The organism is Marinobacter sp. BSs20148, assembly GCF_000283275.1.
GTDB classification, from domain to species: domain Bacteria; phylum Pseudomonadota; class Gammaproteobacteria; order Pseudomonadales; family Oleiphilaceae; genus Marinobacter; species Marinobacter psychrophilus.
The window spans coordinates 874,378-894,332 of sequence record NC_018268.1 but is presented as its reverse complement, the minus strand read 5'-3'; the positions used below and the strand labels follow the sequence as shown (position 1 = coordinate 894,332).

Annotated in this window: 20 protein-coding genes and 1 tRNA gene; 13 read left to right on the top strand and 8 right to left on the bottom strand. The window is 53.4% G+C overall.

Annotated elements, in window-relative coordinates; genetic code table 11:
* Positions 1 to 170: 170 nt before the first annotated feature.
* The 3 genes from MRBBS_RS04035 to MRBBS_RS04025 all read right to left on the bottom strand — a co-directional run bounded on the left by MRBBS_RS04035 (position 171) and on the right by MRBBS_RS04025 (position 3,125).
* A complete protein-coding gene (locus MRBBS_RS04035) occupies positions 171 to 704 on the bottom strand; it encodes a cytosine permease (protein WP_227497573.1) in 534 nt (177 codons plus the stop codon).
* 642 nt (positions 705 to 1,346) lie between these two features.
* Complete coding sequence (locus MRBBS_RS04030) at positions 1,347 to 2,090, bottom strand: GntR family transcriptional regulator (RefSeq protein WP_041635068.1); 744 nt, start codon at positions 2,088 to 2,090, stop codon at positions 1,347 to 1,349.
* A 66-nt stretch (positions 2,091 to 2,156) separates the two neighbouring features.
* Positions 2,157 to 3,125: an asparaginase gene (locus MRBBS_RS04025; protein ID WP_014870142.1), complete on the bottom strand. Its 969-nt coding sequence runs from the start codon at positions 3,123 to 3,125 to the stop codon at positions 2,157 to 2,159.
* Between the two features lie 176 nt (positions 3,126 to 3,301).
* On the opposite strand from MRBBS_RS04025, the gene MRBBS_RS04020 reads away from it, so the two are divergent.
* From MRBBS_RS04020 to lipA, 10 genes are all read left to right on the top strand, one after another.
* Positions 3,302 to 3,610, top strand: a complete 309-nt coding sequence (locus tag MRBBS_RS04020; RefSeq protein WP_014870140.1) for a PAS domain-containing protein — start codon at positions 3,302 to 3,304, stop codon at positions 3,608 to 3,610.
* An 8-nt stretch (positions 3,611 to 3,618) separates the two neighbouring features.
* Positions 3,619 to 3,777: a hypothetical protein gene (locus tag MRBBS_RS19610; protein WP_187290772.1), complete on the top strand. Its 159-nt coding sequence runs from the start codon at positions 3,619 to 3,621 to the stop codon at positions 3,775 to 3,777.
* A 12-nt stretch (positions 3,778 to 3,789) separates the two neighbouring features.
* Complete coding sequence (locus MRBBS_RS04015; protein WP_014870138.1) at positions 3,790 to 5,901, top strand: EAL domain-containing protein; 2,112 nt, start codon at positions 3,790 to 3,792, stop codon at positions 5,899 to 5,901.
* Positions 5,902 to 5,968: 67 nt separating this feature from the next.
* Complete coding sequence (locus MRBBS_RS04010; RefSeq protein WP_227497572.1) at positions 5,969 to 7,315, top strand: PAS domain-containing protein; 1,347 nt, start codon at positions 5,969 to 5,971, stop codon at positions 7,313 to 7,315.
* Positions 7,315 to 7,977, top strand: coding sequence for a class I SAM-dependent methyltransferase (locus MRBBS_RS04005; RefSeq protein WP_041635067.1), 663 nt, complete (start codon positions 7,315 to 7,317; stop codon positions 7,975 to 7,977). The genes MRBBS_RS04010 and MRBBS_RS04005 overlap by 1 nt, the downstream gene beginning before the upstream one ends.
* A 69-nt stretch (positions 7,978 to 8,046) precedes the next feature.
* Positions 8,047 to 8,123 (top strand) — tRNA-Met (locus MRBBS_RS04000).
* 152 nt (positions 8,124 to 8,275) lie between these two features.
* Positions 8,276 to 8,719: a PACE efflux transporter gene (locus MRBBS_RS03995; RefSeq protein WP_014870135.1), complete on the top strand. Its 444-nt coding sequence runs from the start codon at positions 8,276 to 8,278 to the stop codon at positions 8,717 to 8,719.
* Between the two features lie 78 nt (positions 8,720 to 8,797).
* Positions 8,798 to 9,418, top strand: a complete 621-nt coding sequence (locus MRBBS_RS03990; protein ID WP_014870134.1) for a trimeric intracellular cation channel family protein — start codon at positions 8,798 to 8,800, stop codon at positions 9,416 to 9,418.
* 116 nt (positions 9,419 to 9,534) lie between these two features.
* A complete protein-coding gene (locus MRBBS_RS03985; protein ID WP_014870133.1) occupies positions 9,535 to 10,812 on the top strand; it encodes an O-acetylhomoserine aminocarboxypropyltransferase/cysteine synthase family protein in 1,278 nt (425 codons plus the stop codon).
* A 161-nt stretch (positions 10,813 to 10,973) separates the two neighbouring features.
* Complete coding sequence (lipA, locus tag MRBBS_RS03980) at positions 10,974 to 12,053, top strand: lipoyl synthase (protein WP_014870132.1); 1,080 nt, start codon at positions 10,974 to 10,976, stop codon at positions 12,051 to 12,053.
* Positions 12,054 to 12,098: 45 nt separating this feature from the next.
* Here lipA and MRBBS_RS03975 read toward each other — a convergent pair whose 3' ends face one another.
* Positions 12,099 to 12,530 (bottom strand): Spy/CpxP family protein refolding chaperone, encoded by a 432-nt coding sequence (locus MRBBS_RS03975; protein ID WP_014870131.1) that lies wholly within the window; start codon positions 12,528 to 12,530, stop codon positions 12,099 to 12,101.
* 264 nt (positions 12,531 to 12,794) lie between these two features.
* On the opposite strand from MRBBS_RS03975, the gene ylqF reads away from it, so the two are divergent.
* From ylqF to fnr, 3 genes are all read left to right on the top strand, one after another.
* The gene (gene ylqF, locus MRBBS_RS03970; protein ID WP_014870130.1) at positions 12,795 to 13,742 is read left to right on the top strand and encodes a ribosome biogenesis GTPase YlqF; all 948 of its coding nucleotides are present in this window, start codon (positions 12,795 to 12,797) and stop codon (positions 13,740 to 13,742) included.
* A 121-nt stretch (positions 13,743 to 13,863) separates the two neighbouring features.
* Entirely contained in the window at positions 13,864 to 15,072 is a 1,209-nt protein-coding gene (gene fabB / locus MRBBS_RS03965) for a beta-ketoacyl-ACP synthase I (RefSeq protein WP_014870129.1), read from the top strand.
* An 89-nt stretch (positions 15,073 to 15,161) separates the two neighbouring features.
* Positions 15,162 to 15,914: a fumarate/nitrate reduction transcriptional regulator Fnr gene (fnr, locus tag MRBBS_RS03960; RefSeq protein WP_041635065.1), complete on the top strand. Its 753-nt coding sequence runs from the start codon at positions 15,162 to 15,164 to the stop codon at positions 15,912 to 15,914.
* Between the two features lie 10 nt (positions 15,915 to 15,924).
* Here fnr and MRBBS_RS03955 read toward each other — a convergent pair whose 3' ends face one another.
* The 4 genes from MRBBS_RS03955 to rplI form a co-directional block, all read right to left on the bottom strand.
* Positions 15,925 to 16,794 (bottom strand): SDR family oxidoreductase, encoded by an 870-nt coding sequence (locus tag MRBBS_RS03955; RefSeq protein ID WP_014870127.1) that lies wholly within the window; start codon positions 16,792 to 16,794, stop codon positions 15,925 to 15,927.
* A 34-nt stretch (positions 16,795 to 16,828) separates the two neighbouring features.
* Complete coding sequence (gene alr / locus MRBBS_RS03950; RefSeq protein WP_014870126.1) at positions 16,829 to 17,908, bottom strand: alanine racemase; 1,080 nt, start codon at positions 17,906 to 17,908, stop codon at positions 16,829 to 16,831.
* Entirely contained in the window at positions 17,908 to 19,314 is a 1,407-nt protein-coding gene (gene dnaB, locus MRBBS_RS03945) for a replicative DNA helicase (protein ID WP_014870125.1), read from the bottom strand. The genes alr and dnaB overlap by 1 nt, the downstream gene beginning before the upstream one ends.
* Before the next feature lie 192 nt (positions 19,315 to 19,506).
* Entirely contained in the window at positions 19,507 to 19,953 is a 447-nt protein-coding gene (gene rplI, locus MRBBS_RS03940) for a 50S ribosomal protein L9 (RefSeq protein WP_014870124.1), read from the bottom strand.
* Positions 19,954 to 19,955: the final 2 nt, after the last annotated feature.

Sequence of the window (19,955 nt, the reverse complement as noted above, 5' to 3'; positions counted from 1 at the left end):
GCCTTACTCGGAAGTTTCACTAGGACCTTCACCAGCAATCGCAACAGCCATGGACATAAAAGTGACGATTATCTAGAGCAAGAGCAACAGCTCCCGCAAGCACAAATACGATAGCGGGCCGGGCCTGCTAACCACCCTTCACTCGATGTCGATTTTGCCCTGCGCGCTGTTTATGGGTTTGATCGGCTGGCCTCGACAAACCCGAGGCAGCCTACTTTGGTGTCCGGAATCATTGAACCACTACAAATCACCAAGGCAATCATCACGGCGTACACAAATGACCCCGCCAGATTCAAAAAACCTTCAACCCAATTCATACCACGCCAGAAGATAAAAATGTGAAACGCCCAGACGAACAAGAAGGCCACCCAGTCGACGCCGCTCAAACCCAGGAACATCGTGTCAGATTCGGCACCTGTGATGGTCTTGATCAACAGAGACAACGCAGTTGAGGCGAAATAGACTTGCGCTCCGTCCCAAAAAATAGCGACGACTGCACGCAAAATCGCAGGTAGCTTGGCACCCGCAATACCCATACTGGCGCGAGCGAATACGGGGTAGGATATGCCATAACGCTCGCCTGCCGCGCCAGACAAGTTGACCATGTACATCACGAACAGGCCTGCTGCGATCAAGGCGGCAAATGCAGTCCACCCGCTAGCACCAAATGAAATAAATAGGGATGCCACCAGGGTTGTAGCCAAACAAAGACTGAATGTCGTTGGCCCACACGTTGAATATTGCAAACGAGCCTCACGTTTTTTCTTTCTTGGTCACTGGTCGCAGTGCGCTGTCTTCGTCGCTGATTACGGTGTCGTTGGTGGGTTGCATGCCAATCCCCTGAGATTAAATGTTGTCAATTTTAAGTTAAGAATTTAAATTTTGATGTGTATACAGAAATTGTATAAAAAAAACATGATCAGAATTCATACCAAATCTATTGCTTAACTTAAAAGTACTCAGATATACCTGATTGGCATTGAAATATATGAAAAAACACTGAAGGACTTCTTTTGAAGGACTCTTTCTAACTCGAACATCCAACGTCAGTCCCCCATTTTTTTGAACCAAATTGATGCAAAAATGATATGAGCGAGCGAAGCAAAGGCAACATCGACCCTGTTCTCTCTTGTGTTTCTGCAGTGGTGGACTATTAGAATGGCGAAAATAAGCCCCGGCAAGGCGGAGTAGGTCTGCATAAAGAGTTGCAAACCAGCAACGGGTTTTGCGCTTCTTGGTATGGTACTCGGCGTCGAAGAAGGTGACCTGGTCCATGGTCGCGGCGAATCCTGTGCGATTGACGATGGCCGTATTGTCGCTAATCTTGAGACTTATTCAGAGTCTCCCTAATAGACTCCAAACACATCACGCAGATTCGGCGTTTCGCCCTCGGTTTCCCTAATAAACAACGAATTTTCGATCGCGTATAAGTGTTTTTGCATAAACGCCGCGGCAGCGTCACCGTCCCCAGTATCGAGCAGATCGACCAGTCGGTTGTGGTCATGACAATCACAACCCAGGTCACCCGAACGACCATAAACTGCCAGAATCAATGAAGAACGCGAGCATAGTTGAGCGACAAACTGCGCCAGCGCCTGATTGCCCGCCAGCTCGGCCAGGCGTCCATGAAAAGCCGCAGATATCTTGATCGCCGCGCTCTGCTCATTTCTTTGCAAAATCTGCTGCTCGTGCTGAGCCATAGCGCGCAGCTCATCGACCTGTGCGGTGGTAATGCTGACAGCCAGGCGAGCCATCAGGGCACACTCGATCATCCGCCGCGCATCGAAAATTTCCCGCGCTTCCTCGGCTGAGGGTCGTGCCACTGTTGCCCCCTTGCCCGGCGTTAATGTAATCAACTGTTCCAGAGCAAGCTGCTGCAGCACCTTGCGAATGCCAGTACGGCTGATGCCAAATACCTCCGCAAGAGCGTCCTCACGCAAACGCGCACCGGGCTTGAGCCGATGTTCGATCACTGCATCGCTGACCGCCCGGTAGATCACGTGGTGACGGGAACCCTTTTCATCAGGTGTATCCTTCACAGGAGCGTGATCAGCCTTTGCGGCGACCGACGTTGACCGGTGTGCTTTCATGGGCCCAAGCCTCTCCATACGGGGATAAAATCGATTAAAAAGTCGTTATACTTTACAGCCAGACTGTCAGGAAAACAGCGACTGATCGATTGGCATATTGCACGACAAGGCGCACATAAGTCTCAGGCGGGCCTTTCTAGCATTAAGGTGACTGGCTTTAAGCACGCCTATCGAGACCTGTTCAGCCAATGACCCCCGGTACTCATAGACTTCTGCGAGTCTGCCCCATTGGGTGGAAGACACGACCGCCACAGGAACGCCCGCGGTTCTCAAAACGCCCAGCGGTTTCATCCAGTTCGGCGGAACGTGTCCACGGCCGACAGCGTCTAGCACCAACCCTTGGGCACCGCTGGCCACCGCCGCTTCAAGCAGGTCGGGCGATGCACCAATCGCCACCGGAAGAATATCCACGCGCGGCAGCTGCTCGCCCGGCGCAATTGCGCTCAAGCGCTGCACCCGCTTGGTGAGCCTGACCTCATCGCCATCAACAAACCCTACCGGCCCGATGCCGGGTGAACCAAAGCCATTAAGCTGATAGCTGCTGAGTTTACGCACAGAGCTTGCCGCATGAATTTCCTCATTAAACACCACCAATGCGCCGGCGCCCCGTGCCTGCGGTGCATTCGCTACCTTTAACGCATCGCGAAGATTGGGGCCGGCATCCGAGCCGCTGGCATAGGGCACGCGCTGAGCACCGGTGACTACAAGCGCGGTATCTTCAAGCGCCAGGCTCGTGTCGAGGAAGTAGGCGGTATCTTCAAGGGTGTCCGTACCTTGGGACACCACTAACCCGGCCACATCTTTACGTTGGGACAACTCAAGACACAACACTCTGAGCTGCAGCAGGTCATCAGTGGTAATGGCATTGCTGGGCTTCTGGCAAAGAGTGATCACTTCAACCGGACCGTCGCTTTTAATCTGCAACTTGTCCATCAGTTCTTTACCTGAAAGAGCACCCGCAATCGCCCCTCCCGAACTGCTTGGAAGACTGGCGATGGTGCCGCCCAATGAAATAAGTACGACGGTATTTTTCATATTCATATCTTCAGAAAAAATGGTCAGGATATTCGATCGCACAATACAGAATAATTACTTCGGTTTTGGCATTTTTGCCAAAAAATACTGAATGCCCATTCGCTCATGCAAGCTATCAATACCTCGGCCAAACACCGATAATACCACTTTACCCTCAAATCAAAAGCGCTGCCCCGATGCGTCAAAACCTTCAACTGACAGAACTGCAGCGCAGCTTTGACCCGTCTCAGCGACGCATATCCGCTACAGACGCCAAGGGCAAAATTCTATACTGCAATGATGTGTTCGAAGCCACCAGCGGTTTCACCAGGAAAAAGCTGATTGACAGCCCACACAACATTATAAGGCACTCTGGCATGCTGCCTCCCGTGTATCAGCGCATGTGGCACTGTTTGACAGCCAGGAAGAGCTGGATGGGTATTGTGAAAAACCGCTGCAAGAACGATGATCAATATTGGGTGGACGCCTACATTTTGACGATATGAGCCAGAAAATGGCCACCGCAACTGAGGACCAGGCTCACGTTGCCGAAGAAATCTCTCAACAGATAAACCAAATAGCGGAGGCGGCGGATGAAAGCCTGGAAAGCGCCTCTAAAACAAGCAAAAGAGGCCAGGCTTTCGAAAAACAGCTGCCAACCTCCCTGGCCTAACGGAGCACTGTAATGCCTAAAGGCACCTTACCCGGCTCTGACGCAGTTGAAGACCTGGACATTGAACAGCTGCGTACGGCCTTTGGCCTCCAGAGTGCCATTTTGGAGGCCGCAGTTGATGCCATTATTGCCATCAACGATAAAGGCCTGATCAGTTCGTTTAACAACGGTGCCGAGAAACTGTTTGGCTACCCTGCCAGCGAAGTCATAGGGCGCAATATTTCAGGCCTGATGCCTGACCAGTTCGCGGCCCATCATGATGGCTATATGCAAAACTATCACCACTCCGGGCACGCCAAGATCATGGGTATTGGCAGGGATGTAGAAGGTCTCAGGAGTAACGGGGCCACTTTCCCAATGCACCTGTCGGTAGGATGTGCCGATACACCGACTGGCCGAATTTATGTGGGTATCTGCCATGACCTGACTGACTACAAGAACGCACTGCTTAAACTGCACACCGCAGAGCAGCGCTACCGTGAAATTGTGGAAAGCCAAACCGAGTTGATCATCCGTCTGGACAGCAATCTGCGCCTCACATTTATCAACCCGGCCATGTGTCACTTTTATAAGTGTCAGCATAGTAACCAGTTGCTGAGCACCAGCTTTCTGGAACTGCTTCATTCTGACGACCGTGTACTTTTAAAGCGCCAGCTCATTAACCAGAATGGCACGCCGCTGGAAGACATTGAAACACTGTGCATTCGAATGGTACCCCCCAGTGGGGATACCCGCTGGATCGAATGGCGCGTTCGCCAGTTGCAGAACGGGGAGTCTCTGGGAGACTGGGGATTCCAGGGGTTTGGTGTCGACATCACTGAAAAGATACGCGCGAAAGAACAGATGGCCTATGCAGCGACACATGACCCACTTACCGGACTACTGAACCGCAAAGGTTTTAGCGACCAGCTCAGCGAAAGGCTGAACGTCGGCGGGCGCCAGCTTGGTGTGGTGCTCTTGAACTTGGATTGTTTTGATATCATCAATGAAACCCTGAGCCATACATCTGGCGATCTGGTTTTGAAAATAGCAAGCGAACGGATCAGCACGTCCTTGGCCCGGAAAGACCTTTGCGGTCGCCTCGATGCAGACGAATTCATAGTTATGCTAGATGATACGAACCGCGCCGACGACCTAAAATCTATGACTCATAGACTCCAGAACCGTTTATCTGAACCCTTTGCCATTGAGCAACGGACCTTCAATTTAACGGCGTGCGCCGGTATCAGCGTCTGCCCAGAGAACGGCACAACCAGTGAATCCCTGATGCGGAGGGCAGAATCTGCGCTTCGTGAAGCCAAGTCACGGGGGCGACATGAATTGGAGCTCTTTTCTGAGGAGCTTGAACAACGTACAAAGTCTGCTGCTGACCTCGAGCTGGAAATTCGTCTAGCATTGGATAATGACCTGTTCAAGCTGGCCTACCAACCTAAATACAACCTGAGTGACGATAGCCTTCAAAGCTTTGAGGTCCTGATTCGCTGGTTTCATCCAAAGTGGGGCCCTGTAAGCCCGTCGCGCTTTATTCCCTTTGCCGAAGCCAACGGTTTGATCGTCCAGATTGGTAGGCTGGTACTCGAAGAGGCTTGCAGACAGTGGCGTGAATGGACCGATTTCGGTTTGAAAGTTCCAACGATGGCGATCAACATTTCTCCCCTGCAGCTGGCAAGCTTGGGGTTCAAAGACGCTCTACTGAACACCCTAAAAACTTTTTCGGTGCCGGCCTCCGCCATTGAGCTTGAAATCACGGAAGGGGCAGCACTCAGCCACACTAAAGAACAGATGGAGCTGATTCTTGCGCTCAATAACGAAGGCTTCAGCCTTGCGATCGACGATTTTGGTACGGGTTACTCGTCTTTAAGCCAGCTATCCAGCCTACCTGCCAGCACGCTGAAAATCGACCGGGCGTTTGTCAGCAAAATAACTGATTCAAACAGCGAACCCGTTATCGAAGCCATCATTGCCCTTGGCCATTCTCTTGGCATGAAAATCGTTGCCGAGGGTGTAGAAACAGAATTGCAACGGGATTTCCTTAAAAATAAGGGTTGCGATATCGCTCAGGGATTCTGGTATTCGAGGCCGCTGAGTGCTGAAAAAATGAGGTCGGCCCTACTGCCTGACTGATTTTTTGTTACATTCAAACATTGGCGCTGACATAAAGCCGCCTTCTGCGAAATCAGGCCAAGTGCGGTTGCAAGCAACAACGGCCTCATACAACAATCAACTCACGCAAAATGTTGCCCCTGATATGAATACAATTGCTGACCACACCGACCCGAACGTCATCGCATTTGCGCTTGAACAGTCTTACAACGCTATTTTACTAACAGACGCAAACTCTGGCGAAGCTGGTCACCGTATTGTCTTCGTAAATCAGGCCTTTCTGCGGATGACGGGCTACAACGAAGAAGAGTTACTCGGACGAAACCCGCGCCTTCTTCAAGGGCCAGCAACCAGTCCTGATGTGATTGACAAACTGCGCCATTGCCTTCATAGCGGCACCCATTTCCAAGGTACGACGGTTAACTACCGCAAAGATGGTCGCCCGTACACAGTCGAGTGGAACGTTTCTCCTGTACACAATAAAGCCGGTGAGATTACGCATTTTATTTCGTTACAGCGGGACATCAGCAGCCTGATAGCCGCGCAGAAAACAACGCAGCTCTTTGCCCACGTAATCAACGCTACCGATGATGGCGTGCTTATCACCGATAGCCATGGAACCATCGAATTTGTTAACAAAGCCTTCGAGACAATCACCGGGTACGGGCTCACGGAGGTACTGGGTCGAAATCCGAGCATGTTCAATTCTGGAGAACAGGACTTTGAATTTTATAAGGACATGTGGGACACCCTGAAGAAGGGCCGTTCTTACAAGGGGACTTTTGTTAACCGCGGCAAGAATAACGAGCTGATTTACTGTAACGAGACGATAACGCCGCTGACCGATGAAGCGAATAATGTCAGTCATTACGTGAGTATATTTCGCGACCTGACGACTCGAGTATTGGAAGAACAGACGTTCCGTGAAATGGTGCGCTTTGACGGGCTAACGGGCGCCCTGACCCGAGCAGCCGGAGAGCTAGCGCTGGAAAAAGCTTACATGCAGCACCGCGGGTCCAAACTGCCTATGTCGATCGCGTTGGCTGATATCGACCATTTCAAACAAGTTAACGACAATTGGGGACATGCCACCGGCGATACAGTTCTCAAAGCTGTTGCGAGCACGATGATTGCTTCATTAAGGGCTAACGATACCGTGATACGCTGGGGCGGTGAAGAGTTTCTGCTTATATTCGGTGGCTGCGACTTAGACCAGGGACTGCCGCTGGCCGAACGTTGCCAGCAAGCCGTGCAGAACCAACATCACGAAAACGTAGGCCCCGTCACCGTGTCGATCGGTTTGGGCGAATTGCAGCCCGAGGAAGCATTAGCCGATTTGATTGAGCGCGTTGATAGAGCCCTTTACAGCGCTAAGACATCAGGCCGTAATCAGACACAGGTGTCGGTCATCCAGAAAAGAGCTTTTAACCCATAATGGATAGTCTTCCTTTGCGCCTGCGTTACCAAACCATCGATGTCGGTAATACTGATATCCATCTGTGCACCCTGCGCGACAATCAACAGTTTAACGACCCCGAGGGCGCGGCCGAGGCCCTGGGTATTTCCTCTGCGGCCTGGCCAATTTTTGGCCTGTTGTGGCCGTCTAGCGTAGTGCTGGCAAACCATATGCTGGACTACCCGATTGAGGGCAAACGCATCTTGGAAATCGGCTGCGGTATAGCGCTATCAAGCCTGTTGCTCAACGGGCGCCAAGCCGACATCACGGCGACCGACTATCACCCCGAAGTTGAACACTTTCTGGCTCGCAACACTCTGTTGAATCACGGCAAAAGCATTGCGTTTGAACGAGCAGACTGGGCCGACGACCGCAGTGAACTGGGGCTTTTTGACCTGATTATCGGCAGTGATCTGTTGTACGAAGACGAGCACGTTCAGTTACTTGCCGAGTTTATTATCAATCACGCCAAACCCCGCTGCGACGTAATTCTGGTAGATCCGGGCCGTGGTCGAAAAACCAAAATCAGCGTGAAGCTGGCCGCGCACGGCTTCAGTAACAGCCATACAAAACCCGTGCATACCGACTACCTTGAGAAGCAGTTTAAAGGCCATATCCTCGAATTTTCTCGAAATATCTAACGCCCAACCCTTGACACATTCGGCAGCGAAACTTATTATACGCGCCGCTTCCATCGTTGATGGCGCGCTGGCAAGGTAGCTCAGTTGGTTAGAGCACAGCACTCATAATGCTGGGGTCACTGGTTCGATTCCAGTCCTTGCTACCAGATTTCAAAGACTTACAGTTAGCGCTGTAGGTCTTTTTTTTGTCCGCGAGAGGTTTGCGGACATAATCGTATTTTTGCAAACATCACGAGGACGACCTCGCCCATTTGGGGACACAGCATTCGGGACGGCCCGCTGCAACGGAGTTTTGTTGATGCGCACCACGCCAGACCGTATTCGCCAAGCGGTCAGTTTTGAAGTGATTGGCCTGATCGTTGTTATCAGCTTTGGCACACGTGTACTGGGCTACTCCATGGTGGACATCGGTTTGCTAGGCGCTGTTGGTGCCACCATCGCTACCGTGTGGAACTACATTTACAACCTGCTGTTTGATCACGCACTGCTGAAGTACGCCGGCACGCCCAAGAAATCCGTTAAGCTGAGAGTTGTTCACGCCTTTGGTTTTGAGCTGGGTCTGCTGATCGTTTTCCTGCCGATTGTATCTCGCATATTAAATGTAAGCCTGATGGAAGCTCTGGTTATAGACTTGGGTTTTATGGCGTTTTATCTGTTGTACGCCTTTGCCTTTACCTCGGCTTACGACACTCTCTTCCCCATCGGCCAGCCTTTTCACAAATCGGGGACAAATTTTAAGTAGGGGACAGATTTGAAATCTGTCCCCTCTCGCCATGCCAGCGCTTGTATAATGGGGCGCCCCGCTGCATAGGAATTGTGTGTGCTCATCTCGATTTATCTGATTGCCATCACCGCCGAAGCTATGTCTGGGGCGCTTGCCGCTGGTCGGCGAAACATGGATATGTTTGGCGTGGCGCTGATTGCCTTTGTTACGGCTCTGGGTGGCGGTACGGTGCGAGACATGTTGCTGGGCAACTACCCGATTAACTGGACCCAGCACCCCGGCTACATCTACATCACCGTCGGCGCCGGTTTGTTTACCATGGTGATCGCCCGCTATATGCGGCGCCTGCATCAACTGTTTCTGGTTCTAGACTCCCTCGGCCTGATCGCCTTCACCATTATCGGCTGCGAGGTGGCTCTGAAGCTGGATTACGAGATCCCGGTTGTGATTATGGCAGGCCTGATCACCGGCATTTTTGGCGGCATACTGCGGGACATTCTTTGCAACCGAACGCCTCAGGTTTTGCGCCACGAGCTGTACGCCAGTGTGTCTTTAGTTGTTGCCCTGCTCTATCTTTATATGCAACACAAACAGGTGCACCACGACACCAGTTTGCTGGCGGCGTTCAGCGTTGGCCTGGCCTTGCGTATGTCCGCTATTCGCTGGAGGTGGTCATTGCCGGTGTTCTCTTACGACCCCGCGCGCTGGGACGACTGATCGCGCATTAGCTTAGAATTTCTAATTCGAAAGGTGGTTCTTTTAACCGGTTGTGACTGTGGCATACTGCGAGACTGCACATATCCACTTTCTATAACCAAAAGGAATGAGCCGTTATGAAACGGGAAACCATAGCGTTGCACGCCGGGTTCAAAAGCGACCCCACCACCAGAGCTGCAACCACGCCAATTTATCAAACCACCTCTTATACCTTTGATGACACTCAGCACGGCGCTGACCTGTTTGATCTGAAAGTGCAGGGCAATATTTATACCCGCATTATGAACCCCACCAATGCGGTGCTGGAAGAGCGCATGGCGCAGCTGGAAGGCGGCATTGGTGCGCTGGCAGTTGCTTCGGGTATGTCTGCCATCACCTATGCCCTGCAAACCATCTGTACCGTGGGCAATAACATTGTTAGCACCAGCCAGCTTTACGGCGGGACCTACAACTTGTTTGCCCACAGCCTGCCGAACCAAGGCATTACCTGTAAAATGCTCACCCACGATGACTTTGATGGGGTAGAAAAAGCCATTGATGAAAACACTCGTGCCCTGTTTTGTGAGTCCATCGGCAACCCGGCCGGCAACGTTGTGGACATTCAGCGCTGGGCTGAAATAGCCCACAAACATGGCCTGCCGCTGATAGTGGATAATACCGTTGGCACACCTTTTCTATGCCGCCCTATCGAACACGGTGCAGACATCGTGGTTCACTCGCTGACCAAATATCTGGGCGGCCACGGCACCACCGTTGCCGGCGTTGTGGTGGATTCTGGCAAATTTGACTGGAAAGCCAACGCCGACAAGTTCCCGATGCTGAACGAGCCAGATCCGTCGTATCACGGCGTGGTATACACCGAGGCCTTAGGGGCGGCAGCGTTTATTGGCCGCTGCCGCGTAATTCCACTGCGCAACACGGGTGCCGCACTGTCACCGTTTAACGCGTTCCTGATCATGCAGGGCATTGAAACCGCCGCTCTGCGGATGGAACGCCACTGCGAGAACGCCCAGAAAGTCGCTCAGTTCCTGCAGGATCACCCGGCTGTAGAATGGGTTAACTACGCCGGCCTGGCCAACAGCCCGTTCCGCGCCACCTGCGAAAAAATTTGCGGCGGCAAAGCCTCCGGTATTCTCAGCTTCGGTATTAAAGGCGGCCGAGACGCCGGCGCACGTTTCATCGACGCGCTGGACATGGTGCTACGCCTGGTCAACATTGGCGACGCCAAATCCCTTGCCTGCCACCCGGCAACCACCACTCACCGCCAGCTAAACCCGGACGAGCTCAAATCTGCAGGTGTGAGTGAAGACCTGGTGCGCCTGTCGATTGGTATTGAGCACATTGACGACATAATTGCTGATGTCGCCCAGGCTCTGGACGCCGCCGTTCGCTAAGAACTCCAGCAATCTGCGCTACCGGCTTGTTTTGGTAGCGCAGATGTTGGGTGCCAATACCGTGCCCGTGTTTATCCCTACTGTTCTTGTATCTGGCGCGCCTCGGCTTTACCCTTTACGCCTAACCAAAGTCTTTTGTACAGAACGAGAGCTCCGCATCCATGACCGCAAACACCAAGCCCCGTGTGGCAAGTGGCGCCAAGTTCCGCAGTGAACATGGCTTTTCTGCTATTAAGGACGGCGTTAAGCAAAGCCGCAATGTTTCCAACGAAGGCGTCAGCAACGACCCAAAACCCAAGTGGTTGCGTGCACGTATGCCCGGTGGTGAGCGCTACGAGGCGGTCAAACAGAATGTGAAAAGCCACAAGGTTGCCACCGTGTGCCAGGAATCCCACTGCCCCAATATTGGTGAGTGCTGGACCAACGGCACGGCAACGATCATGGTGATGGGTTCGGTGTGTACACGTGCCTGCAAATTCTGCGCAGTAGACACCGGCAACCCCAACGGCTGGCTAGATAAAGACGAACCCGAGAATACTGCAAAATCGGTAGAACTGATGGGCTTACAATACATTGTGCTGACATCGGTTGACCGCGACGACTTGCCCGACGGCGGTGCTGGCCATTATGCCGCCTGTGTGTCGGCCATCAAGCACCGCACGCCGGAAGTCAGAGTGGAAGCACTCACGCCGGACTTTGATGCGGTAATGCAGCACGTAGAGCAGGTTGTAGACTCCGGACTGGATGTATTCGCCCAGAACGTCGAAACCGTTCGCCGCCTGACTCACCCGGTACGCGACCCGCGAGCCGGCTATGAGAAGACTCTAAGCGTACTGAAGCATGCCAAGCAATACCGCCCGGACGTACTGACAAAAACCAGTTTAATGCTGGGCTTGGGGGAAACCGACGAAGAAATTCAACAAACCATGGATGACTTGCTGGCGGTGGGCGTGGATATTCTGACGCTGGGCCAGTATCTGCGCCCTACTCCGAACCATTTGCCGGTGATGCGCTACGTCACCCCGGAAGAATTCAACCGTTACCGGGAAATTGGCCTGGCCAAGGGCTTTATGGAAGTGCCATCAGGCCCCTTAGTGCGGTCAAGCTACCGTGCAGATCGAGTGTTTGACAAGAACAACTTGGGATTAGCGGTGCCAGCAGTTCCTGCATCAATAGAAACGATATCGGCAGAATCCAAGCCAGTCAACGCCCTGCAGATACCGGTCAAATTCGTAAGCTGACCGAGCACCTGCATTGGCATCTCACCGCTGTTGGCGGGGCTGTATTTACTGGCCGCCCTGCTGACGCTGCTGTTGCATTTGCTGCATTTTTTGCATTTGCATCTTCAGCTCATTGCGCTGCTCATCTGTAAAAATACTTTCTACCTTCGCTTGCATCAGGGCAGACAGTGCTGCCATCTCACCGGTTACATCACCCAGCTCTTCCGCGTGTTCGCGAATGGCATCTTCGCTGAAATCTGCTTTTACCTCGGCTTGCAACTGCTGCTGAAGCGTTTGCGCCTGCTGGCGCAGATCTATAATTTGACCCTGCAATTCGTCAAATACGCCGCGGATCTGTTCTTGTTGCTCGTCGTTCAAACCAACCATTTGCGCCAACTGATCTATACGGTCGGGCTGGGCATTCGCCTGTTGCGCCAATGCCGGCGCCGAAAGACTTACCGCAATCAGTGCTGTCCCCAGTGCTTTTATCAATTTCATACTGCTCTCCGTTTTGAATAATTTCACACACCCTAAAGCATCATGTGGGTAAGTAGCACCCCATAATGACTGTTTATTTCGAATAATAGCCGCCAAAGCGGCTTCCAGCCCAACATTAAGGCGATTTTCAGGCAAATATGAAAGTTTGGTCTTCGACTTTCGGTATTGCGCTGAAATTGCTGCATAATGGCGGCTCTTTTTATTCACACACACTGACCAGCGCGTTTTGAATTCAGCGCGTTTACGGGCAGCGGGAGTAGCACAATGGCGATTAACTGGTTTCCCGGGCACATGCACAAAGCCCGCAAGGAGATCAAAGAAGTCATGCCGCAGATGGACCTGATTATCGAGGTGGTGGACGCCCGCATTCCCTTTAGCAGCGAAAACCCTCTGGTGCCTGCGCTGCGCGGTGATACACCGTTGATTAAAGTGCTTAACAAGCGCGACCTGGCCGACCCCGATGTGACGGGGCAGTGGCAAAGCTGGCTAGAACGGGAGCGCGGTGTAAAAACCATCACTCTGACCCACAATCAGCGGAGCGAAGCGCTGGACATTCTTAACCTGGCCGAACAGCTCACACCGAATCACGATCGCCAGAAAAGCGCGCTACGGGTGATGATTCTAGGCATTCCTAACGTCGGAAAATCTACCCTGATCAATACCCTGGCCGGACGACCTGCCGCAAAAACCGGTAACGAGCCGGCAGTCACCCGAGCTCAGCAAGCGATTAAATTGCCAAATAACATTTTGCTATACGATACCCCCGGTTTCTTGTGGCCCAAGCTTTCACCGGCGGCCTGTGGTTATCGCCTGGCGGTTACCGGCGCTATTCGCAGCGCTGTACTGGATTTTGAAGACGTTGCGCTGTTTACCGCCGAGTATTTGCTGGCTCATTACCCGGAATTCCTGACCAGCCGCTACGGACTGGACCCGCTGCCGGTTGACGGTCTGGCCGCAATGGACGCCATTGCGGCCAGACGCCGGTTTTTTGGGCGCGGCGGCATACCGGATTTACACAAAGTGTCGGAGGTGTTGCTGAACGAATTCCGCGCCGGCAAGCTGGGTCGCATTTCTCTGGAAACACCGCGCCTGATCCAGCACGAAACCGAAATTGCTCTAGCTGAAGCCGAAGTTCAAGCTTTACTGGATGCAGAAAAAGCAATCGCAGACGGCAAAAAGAAAGCGAAAACCCGACGTAACCGCAAACATTAGTGTCACATTTGCATCTACGCCTGAACCAAGGTCATATACAATATACTGATAAAAAGCTTTACCATCATATTTATACAACGCAACACAAGCGCCTGTTCCTGGCGCCGGTAAGGAGAACTTTATGAGACGCGTCGTCGTCACCGGAATGGGAATTATTTCCTGCCTGGGCAATAGCCTGGACGAAGTTACCAACAGCCTGAAAACTGGAAAATCCGGCATCCGCTTCAGTGAAACCTACAAAGAACTGGGATTCCGCAGCCAGATTTGTGGCGCACCGGATGTCGACACCACTGTAATTGACCGAAAAGTACGTCGGTTTATGGCTGACTCGGCCATGTACAGCTACTTGTCGATGCAGCAGGCCATTGCCCAAGCCGGTTTGACCGACGACATGGTGTCAAACGATCGCACCGGGCTGATTGCCGGCTCTGGTGGCGCGTCTTGCTCAAGCCAAGCGGAAGCCGTTGATATTCTGCGCGCAAAAGGCGTAAAGCGCATTGGGCCTTATATGGTACCGCGCATTATGGCCAGCACTGTCTCTGCGTGCCTGGCGACCGCCTTCAAGATTCGCGGAGTGAACTTTTCCATATCGTCGGCCTGCGCCACCAGCGCGCACTGTATTGGCCAAGCTATGGAACAAATCCAGCTGGGCAAGCAAGACATTGTCTTTGCCGGCGGCGGTGAAGAAGAAGACTGGAGCCTGACCATGATGTTTGACGCCATGGGTGCCCTGTCTACGAAATACAACGATGCACCGGAAACTGCGTCGCGGCCGTTTGATAGCAAGCGTGACGGTTTTGTGATTGCCGGTGGCGGCGGTATGCTGGTACTGGAAGAACTGGAGCACGCCCGCAAGCGCGGCGCCAACATTATTGCCGAGCTGACCGGCTACGGTGCCACTTCAGACGGCTATGACATGGTTGCGCCATCCGGTGAGGGCGCCCAACGTTGCATGAAGCAAGCCATGGCAACCATGCATGGCAGAGTTGACTACATCAACGCCCACGGCACCAGCACCCCGGTTGGCGACGCTGCGGAGATGGGTGCTGTTCGCAACACCTTCGTTGACAAAATACCGCCAATTTCCTCTACCAAGTCACTGTCTGGGCATTCGCTGGGCGCCGCCGGTGTACAGGAAGCCATTTACTCGTTGCTGATGATGCAAAACGGCTTTATCGCCGGAACCGCAAATCTGAACGAGCTGGATGCGGCCATTGCTGACCTGCCCATTGTGGGGCCGGCGGGCCAAGAAGCCACCCTTAACGCGGTGATGTCCAACAGCTTTGGCTTTGGCGGCACCAATGCATCGCTGATATTTGAGCGTCTCTAGCAAAGACCGACCCGAAACGCCATTGGCAAATGGGTTGATCCGTAATAAGCTGAGACTGGATATAGATCAAATTTGACGGGCCATCTGCTATGAACCAAGCAATTCGACTCCATCAGGTTGCTTCACAGCTCAAGGCTACATGTAACAAGTGTAGTTTGAGCAATCTTTGCCTGCCCCTTGCACTGGAAGAGAATGATTTGGAGCGCCTTGAAGACATTGTTCTGCAGGGCAAAATCTTCAATCGGGGCGAACATATTTTTGACCAAAGCACGCCTTTTAAATCGTGCTTTGCGGTGCGTAGCGGGTCAGTAAAAACCTCGATTATTACCGAAGGCGGAGATGAACAGGTTACCGGTTTTTTCATGCCTGGCGAGCTGATTGGGCTCGACAGCATGGCAACCGACAACTACGCCTGCACCGCCAAGGTACTTGAGCGCACCAGCGTATGCGAATTTCCAGTCGAAAAACTGGAGCAATTGACACGTAAGTTGCCTGAGCTTCAGCACCATATGTACCACCTGATGAGCCAGGAGATACAAAACAGTCACCAGCTAGCCATGCTGCTGAGCAAGAACACCGCGGAGGAGCGTATTGCAGCTCTGTTGTTGTCGCTGTCCAGCCGCTTTCAGCGCAGACGCATGTCACCCACTAATTTCAGCCTGCCGATGGCGCGCAATGATATCGCGAACTTTTTGGGCCTTGCGGTAGAAACGGTTAGCCGGGTATTCACCCGCTTCCAAAATCAGGGCATCATCAAAGCTCGCGGCCGTGAAGTCGAACTGCTAGACGTAGAAGCCCTGCAACTGGTCACTCGCGATTTTGCCCGCCAAGGTTGTCGCTAGAAAATCACCTCTATGGGCTGGCAGATTTGACCGGATCTGGCGCTTTTAGCAGAGTCAGCTCATCCGTCAGCCCCACACGCCAGGGGACTTGTTTGATACCAAAAGTGTTACGAATTTTTGTACACACTAAGCGTGTGTTCATTGGTTCCAACTGACCCCATCCGCCCACTTCATCCACCAGATGCAAATCCTCGGGAATACCCGGCAAGCCGGCAATGGCCAAACCCAGCTCATACAGGCTGATGCCTTCAGAACCGGCGTACTGATAAGTGCCCCACACTTCAGCCCCGCAATCGAGCTGCTGTATAATAGCCCGCATGACTCGTGCCAAATCAGTGACTGCCAAGGGTTGACCAACGCAGCGGCCGGGCAACGACAAGCGGGTGCCAGCGGCTGTGCTAGCCTGAACCTTCCGTATAAAGCGCCCCAAGCTCCATCCTGTTCGCAAAATAATGTGGCGAGTCAACAAACCACGCAGGCCCTGCTCGCACTCCCACTGCCAAACACCCAGCTGGTTCACCGGCTGCCCGGGGTTCGAGGCAATGTAAGCCGTCTGTTTGCGGCCATCAAAAATATAGCAGGTGGACAATTGCAGCATCGCGATATTGCGATCGCGGGCAAACTCGCCGAGCGCCAAAGGCAATGACAAAGCTGAGCGCTTGACGTCATCGGGGTGTTCTTGGGCGGATTCCGGATCGGCTAGCCAAAGCGCATTGACAATCAAGTCCGTATCCGCCGGAACCCAGCTTTCCAGGGCTGCCAGATCCACGCTGGCCGTGTTACTCACCAGCAAAGGGCTGACCTGCAAAGAGGTGGCGCGCAGCTGCTCCAGTAATACTCTACCCAAGGGGCCGTAATCGTGAACTACCAGAACATGCACGGGTCTTCTTTACCTCCAATCCTGTTAAGTAAAACTAGCACCAGCGCCGAGGTACCCGGGCTGTAACGCTCGTCAGCAACTCATAACCAATCGTACCGGCGTGGCCGGCCACCTCATCCACCGGCACCGTTGCGCCCCACAGTTCTACCGGGTCGCCATTGAGGGCTGCGGGGGCCGTGCTCAGATCTACCGCCAACATGTCCATCGACACCCGGCCGATAAGCTGTATGCGCTGGCCATGGATAGCAGCAGGGGTACCCGTGCCCGCATGGCGAGGGTAACCGTCGCCGTAGCCCAAGGCGACAATACCCATGCGTGTCGGCTTGGACGCCACCCAGTCTGCGCCGTAACCCACGCTGTCACCGGGCTGCAACAGGCGGGTACTGATCAGCGGTGCCTGTAAAGTCATTACTGACTTCAAACCCAGCTCCGCAGCCGACGTACCGACAATGGGCGACGCGCCATACAGCATGATGCCGGGGCGGCTCCAGCCAAACAGCTTTTGGCCCGGCCTGAACAACGCCGCCGAATTGGCGACGCTACGCTGCAACTCGGGCCAAGGCGCGATCGCCTTCTCAAAACGCTCGGTCTGCTGCTGTGTCATGGTGCTGCGTTCGTCATCGGCACAGGCAAAGTGGGTCACAAAACCAATCACCTTTGACGCCAGCTGGTGCTGCGCAAGCGTCGCCATGACCTGAACCAGCTCCTCGGTATGAAAGCCCAGGCGGTTCATCCCGGTATTTACTTTCAGCCAGATGCGCGGCGCAGCTGGCGCTCGCACAAGCCACTGCAACTGGTCGTCGCAGTGCAGCACCGGTTCGAAGTTGTTCTCTATGCAAGTCGCCAGATCCTGCTCGCTATGAACCCCCTCCAGCAACGCCACAGGCTGCTGACCTACGCCAGCATTACGAATGGCAATGGCCTCTTCAATACACGCCACCGCAAATTTGGGCGCCACCGCAGCCAGGGCACGCGCAACTCCCGCAATGCCGTGGCCGTAGCCATCGGCTTTAATCACCGCCATGGCACTGGACTGCCCAGAACGCTGGCAGGCCACCTTGTAGTTATGCTGCAGCGCTTTTGAGTCTATCAGCGCAAAGGAGCCCCTTGGCATCAGTAGTCGTCTCCATACTCGCTATAATTACCGTGGGCAAGATCTTCAAACTTGGTGTACTTGCCAATAAACGCCAAGCGTATCGTACCAATGGGGCCGTTCCGCTGCTTGCCGATGATAATTTCAGCCACACCTTTATCTGGAGTATCTTCGTTATAAACCTCATCACGATAGACAAACATAATAACGTCTGCATCTTGCTCGATAGCCCCGGATTCACGTAAATCCGAGTTAATAGGCCGCTTGTTGGGGCGTTGTTCCAGGCTGCGGTTGAGCTGCGACAGTGCAACAACCGGGCAACTCAGCTCTTTGGCGATGCCCTTGAGTGAGCGGGAAATTTCGGAGATTTCCGCGGTGCGGCCTTCGGTGTTTCCGGGCACCCGCATCAGCTGCAGGTAATCCACCATGATCAACCCGATTTTGCCGCCATTCTCCCGCGCAATGCGCCGCGCCCGCGAGCGCAGCTCGGTTGGGCTTAGGCCGGGGGTATCGTCAATATAAAGCGGTTTGTCCTTCAGCAGGCTCACCGCCGAGGTCAACCTGGGCCAGTCATCTTCTTCAAGCTTGCCATTACGCACCTTGGTTTGATCAATGCGCCCAAGCGATGACAGCATACGCATGGCCAAGGCGTCCGCTGGCATCTCCATGCTGAACACCAACACGGGCAGGCCACTTGAAATCAAGGCGTTTTCGACGATGTTCATGGCGAGCGTGGTTTTACCCATGGACGGCCGCCCGGCAACAATAATCAGGTCTGAGGGCTGCATACCCGAAGTGCGCTCATCCAAATCACGAAAACCCGTGGTCAAGCCGGTGGTCTGCTCGCCAGATTCGAACAGCTCTTCAATGCGGCTCAGGGTTTGCGTAAGGATCGGATTAATTCCCTTAGGGCCAGAACCTTCTTTAACCCGCGCTTCGGCAATCTGGAACACCGTGCGTTCGGCTTCGTCTAAAATCTCACTGCTGTTGCGACCCAATGGGTTGAACGCCGAATCGGAAATTTTACCCGATGCTTCCACCAACTGGCGCAAAATAGAACGTTCACGAACAATATCAGCGTAGGCGCGGATATTCGCTGCACCGGGGGTCTTTTCGGCCAGCTCAGCCAAATACGACAGACCACCAGCGTGCTCGATATCCCCGGCTCGCTCCAGAAATTCGGCCAGAGTAACAACGTCTAGCGGCTCGTTTTCACTGGCCAGGCGTTCCACCGCGCCAAAAATCAACCGATGATCTTGGCGATAAAAATCCACCGCCGAAATCATCTCGGAGATTTCATCAAAGCGGCGATTGTCCAGCATTAGCCCACCCAGCACGGCCTGCTCCGCTTCCAAAGAATGCGGCGGCACTTTAATTCGACTGGTTTCTGGATCGCTGTTTGCGGACTTAAGATTCGGCTTTGCCATGAACACGTCTTCAGTTGACCACTGCTCTGGCGGACGGCTTACGAATGCTCAGTGGCAATGGGAGAGGAAACAGGACTTTAGAGCATACCAGAAAGCAGCAAGCCCGAAACCGTATTGCTACCGTTCCGAGCCTGCTATGCGGCAATAAAGATCAGAGCTGATCATTATTGCCTGATGCTGAACTGCTACCAATTACTCGGCAACAACCGCCAGCTTAACGGTTATGTGAACATCACTGTGCAGCTTGAGCGCAACTTCGTACTCGCCAACAGCCCGCAGCGGGCCTTCTGGCAGCAGCACTTCGCTCTTTTCTACATCGGTACCGGAAGCGGTGATGGCATCAGCCACGTCGCGCACACCAATAGAACCAAACAGCTTACCTTCATCACCCGCTTTAGAGCTGATGGTGAAAGATGCGCCTTCGAGCTTTTCGGCGCGGGCTTGAGCAACAGCCAGTTTTTCAGCTGCGGCTTTTTCAAGCTCGGCACGACGCTCTTCAAACGCGTTCAAATTGGCTTCAGTGGCCGGAACCGCTTTGCCATAAGGCAACAAGAAATTACGGCCGTAACCGGATTTCACGTTAACCTTGTCACCCAGGATACCCAGGTTTGCAACTTTATCGAGCAGAATAACTTCCATCT

What these genes read in the sequence shown, in the direction of transcription:
- MRBBS_RS04030 (WP_041635068.1), bottom strand. Translation starts at nt 2,090, where the DNA reads ATGAAAGCACACCGGTCAACGTCGGTCGCCGCAAAGGCTGATCACGCT.
- MRBBS_RS04025 (WP_014870142.1), bottom strand. Translation starts at nt 3,125, where the DNA reads ATGAAAAATACCGTCGTACTTATTTCATTGGGCGGCACCATCGCCAGT.
- MRBBS_RS04020 (WP_014870140.1), top strand. Translation starts at nt 3,302, where the DNA reads ATGCGTCAAAACCTTCAACTGACAGAACTGCAGCGCAGCTTTGACCCG.
- MRBBS_RS19610 (WP_187290772.1), top strand. Translation starts at nt 3,619, where the DNA reads ATGGCCACCGCAACTGAGGACCAGGCTCACGTTGCCGAAGAAATCTCT.
- MRBBS_RS04015 (WP_014870138.1), top strand. Translation starts at nt 3,790, where the DNA reads ATGCCTAAAGGCACCTTACCCGGCTCTGACGCAGTTGAAGACCTGGAC.
- MRBBS_RS04005 (WP_041635067.1), top strand. Translation starts at nt 7,315, where the DNA reads ATGGATAGTCTTCCTTTGCGCCTGCGTTACCAAACCATCGATGTCGGT.
- MRBBS_RS03995 (WP_014870135.1), top strand. Translation starts at nt 8,276, where the DNA reads ATGCGCACCACGCCAGACCGTATTCGCCAAGCGGTCAGTTTTGAAGTG.
- MRBBS_RS03985 (WP_014870133.1), top strand. Translation starts at nt 9,535, where the DNA reads ATGAAACGGGAAACCATAGCGTTGCACGCCGGGTTCAAAAGCGACCCC.
- lipA (WP_014870132.1), top strand. Translation starts at nt 10,974, where the DNA reads ATGACCGCAAACACCAAGCCCCGTGTGGCAAGTGGCGCCAAGTTCCGC.
- MRBBS_RS03975 (WP_014870131.1), bottom strand. Translation starts at nt 12,530, where the DNA reads ATGAAATTGATAAAAGCACTGGGGACAGCACTGATTGCGGTAAGTCTT.
- ylqF (WP_014870130.1), top strand. Translation starts at nt 12,795, where the DNA reads ATGGCGATTAACTGGTTTCCCGGGCACATGCACAAAGCCCGCAAGGAG.
- fabB (WP_014870129.1), top strand. Translation starts at nt 13,864, where the DNA reads ATGAGACGCGTCGTCGTCACCGGAATGGGAATTATTTCCTGCCTGGGC.
- fnr (WP_041635065.1), top strand. Translation starts at nt 15,162, where the DNA reads ATGAACCAAGCAATTCGACTCCATCAGGTTGCTTCACAGCTCAAGGCT.
- alr (WP_014870126.1), bottom strand. Translation starts at nt 17,908, where the DNA reads ATGCCAAGGGGCTCCTTTGCGCTGATAGACTCAAAAGCGCTGCAGCAT.
- dnaB (WP_014870125.1), bottom strand. Translation starts at nt 19,314, where the DNA reads ATGGCAAAGCCGAATCTTAAGTCCGCAAACAGCGATCCAGAAACCAGT.
- rplI (WP_014870124.1), bottom strand. Translation starts at nt 19,953, where the DNA reads ATGGAAGTTATTCTGCTCGATAAAGTTGCAAACCTGGGTATCCTGGGT.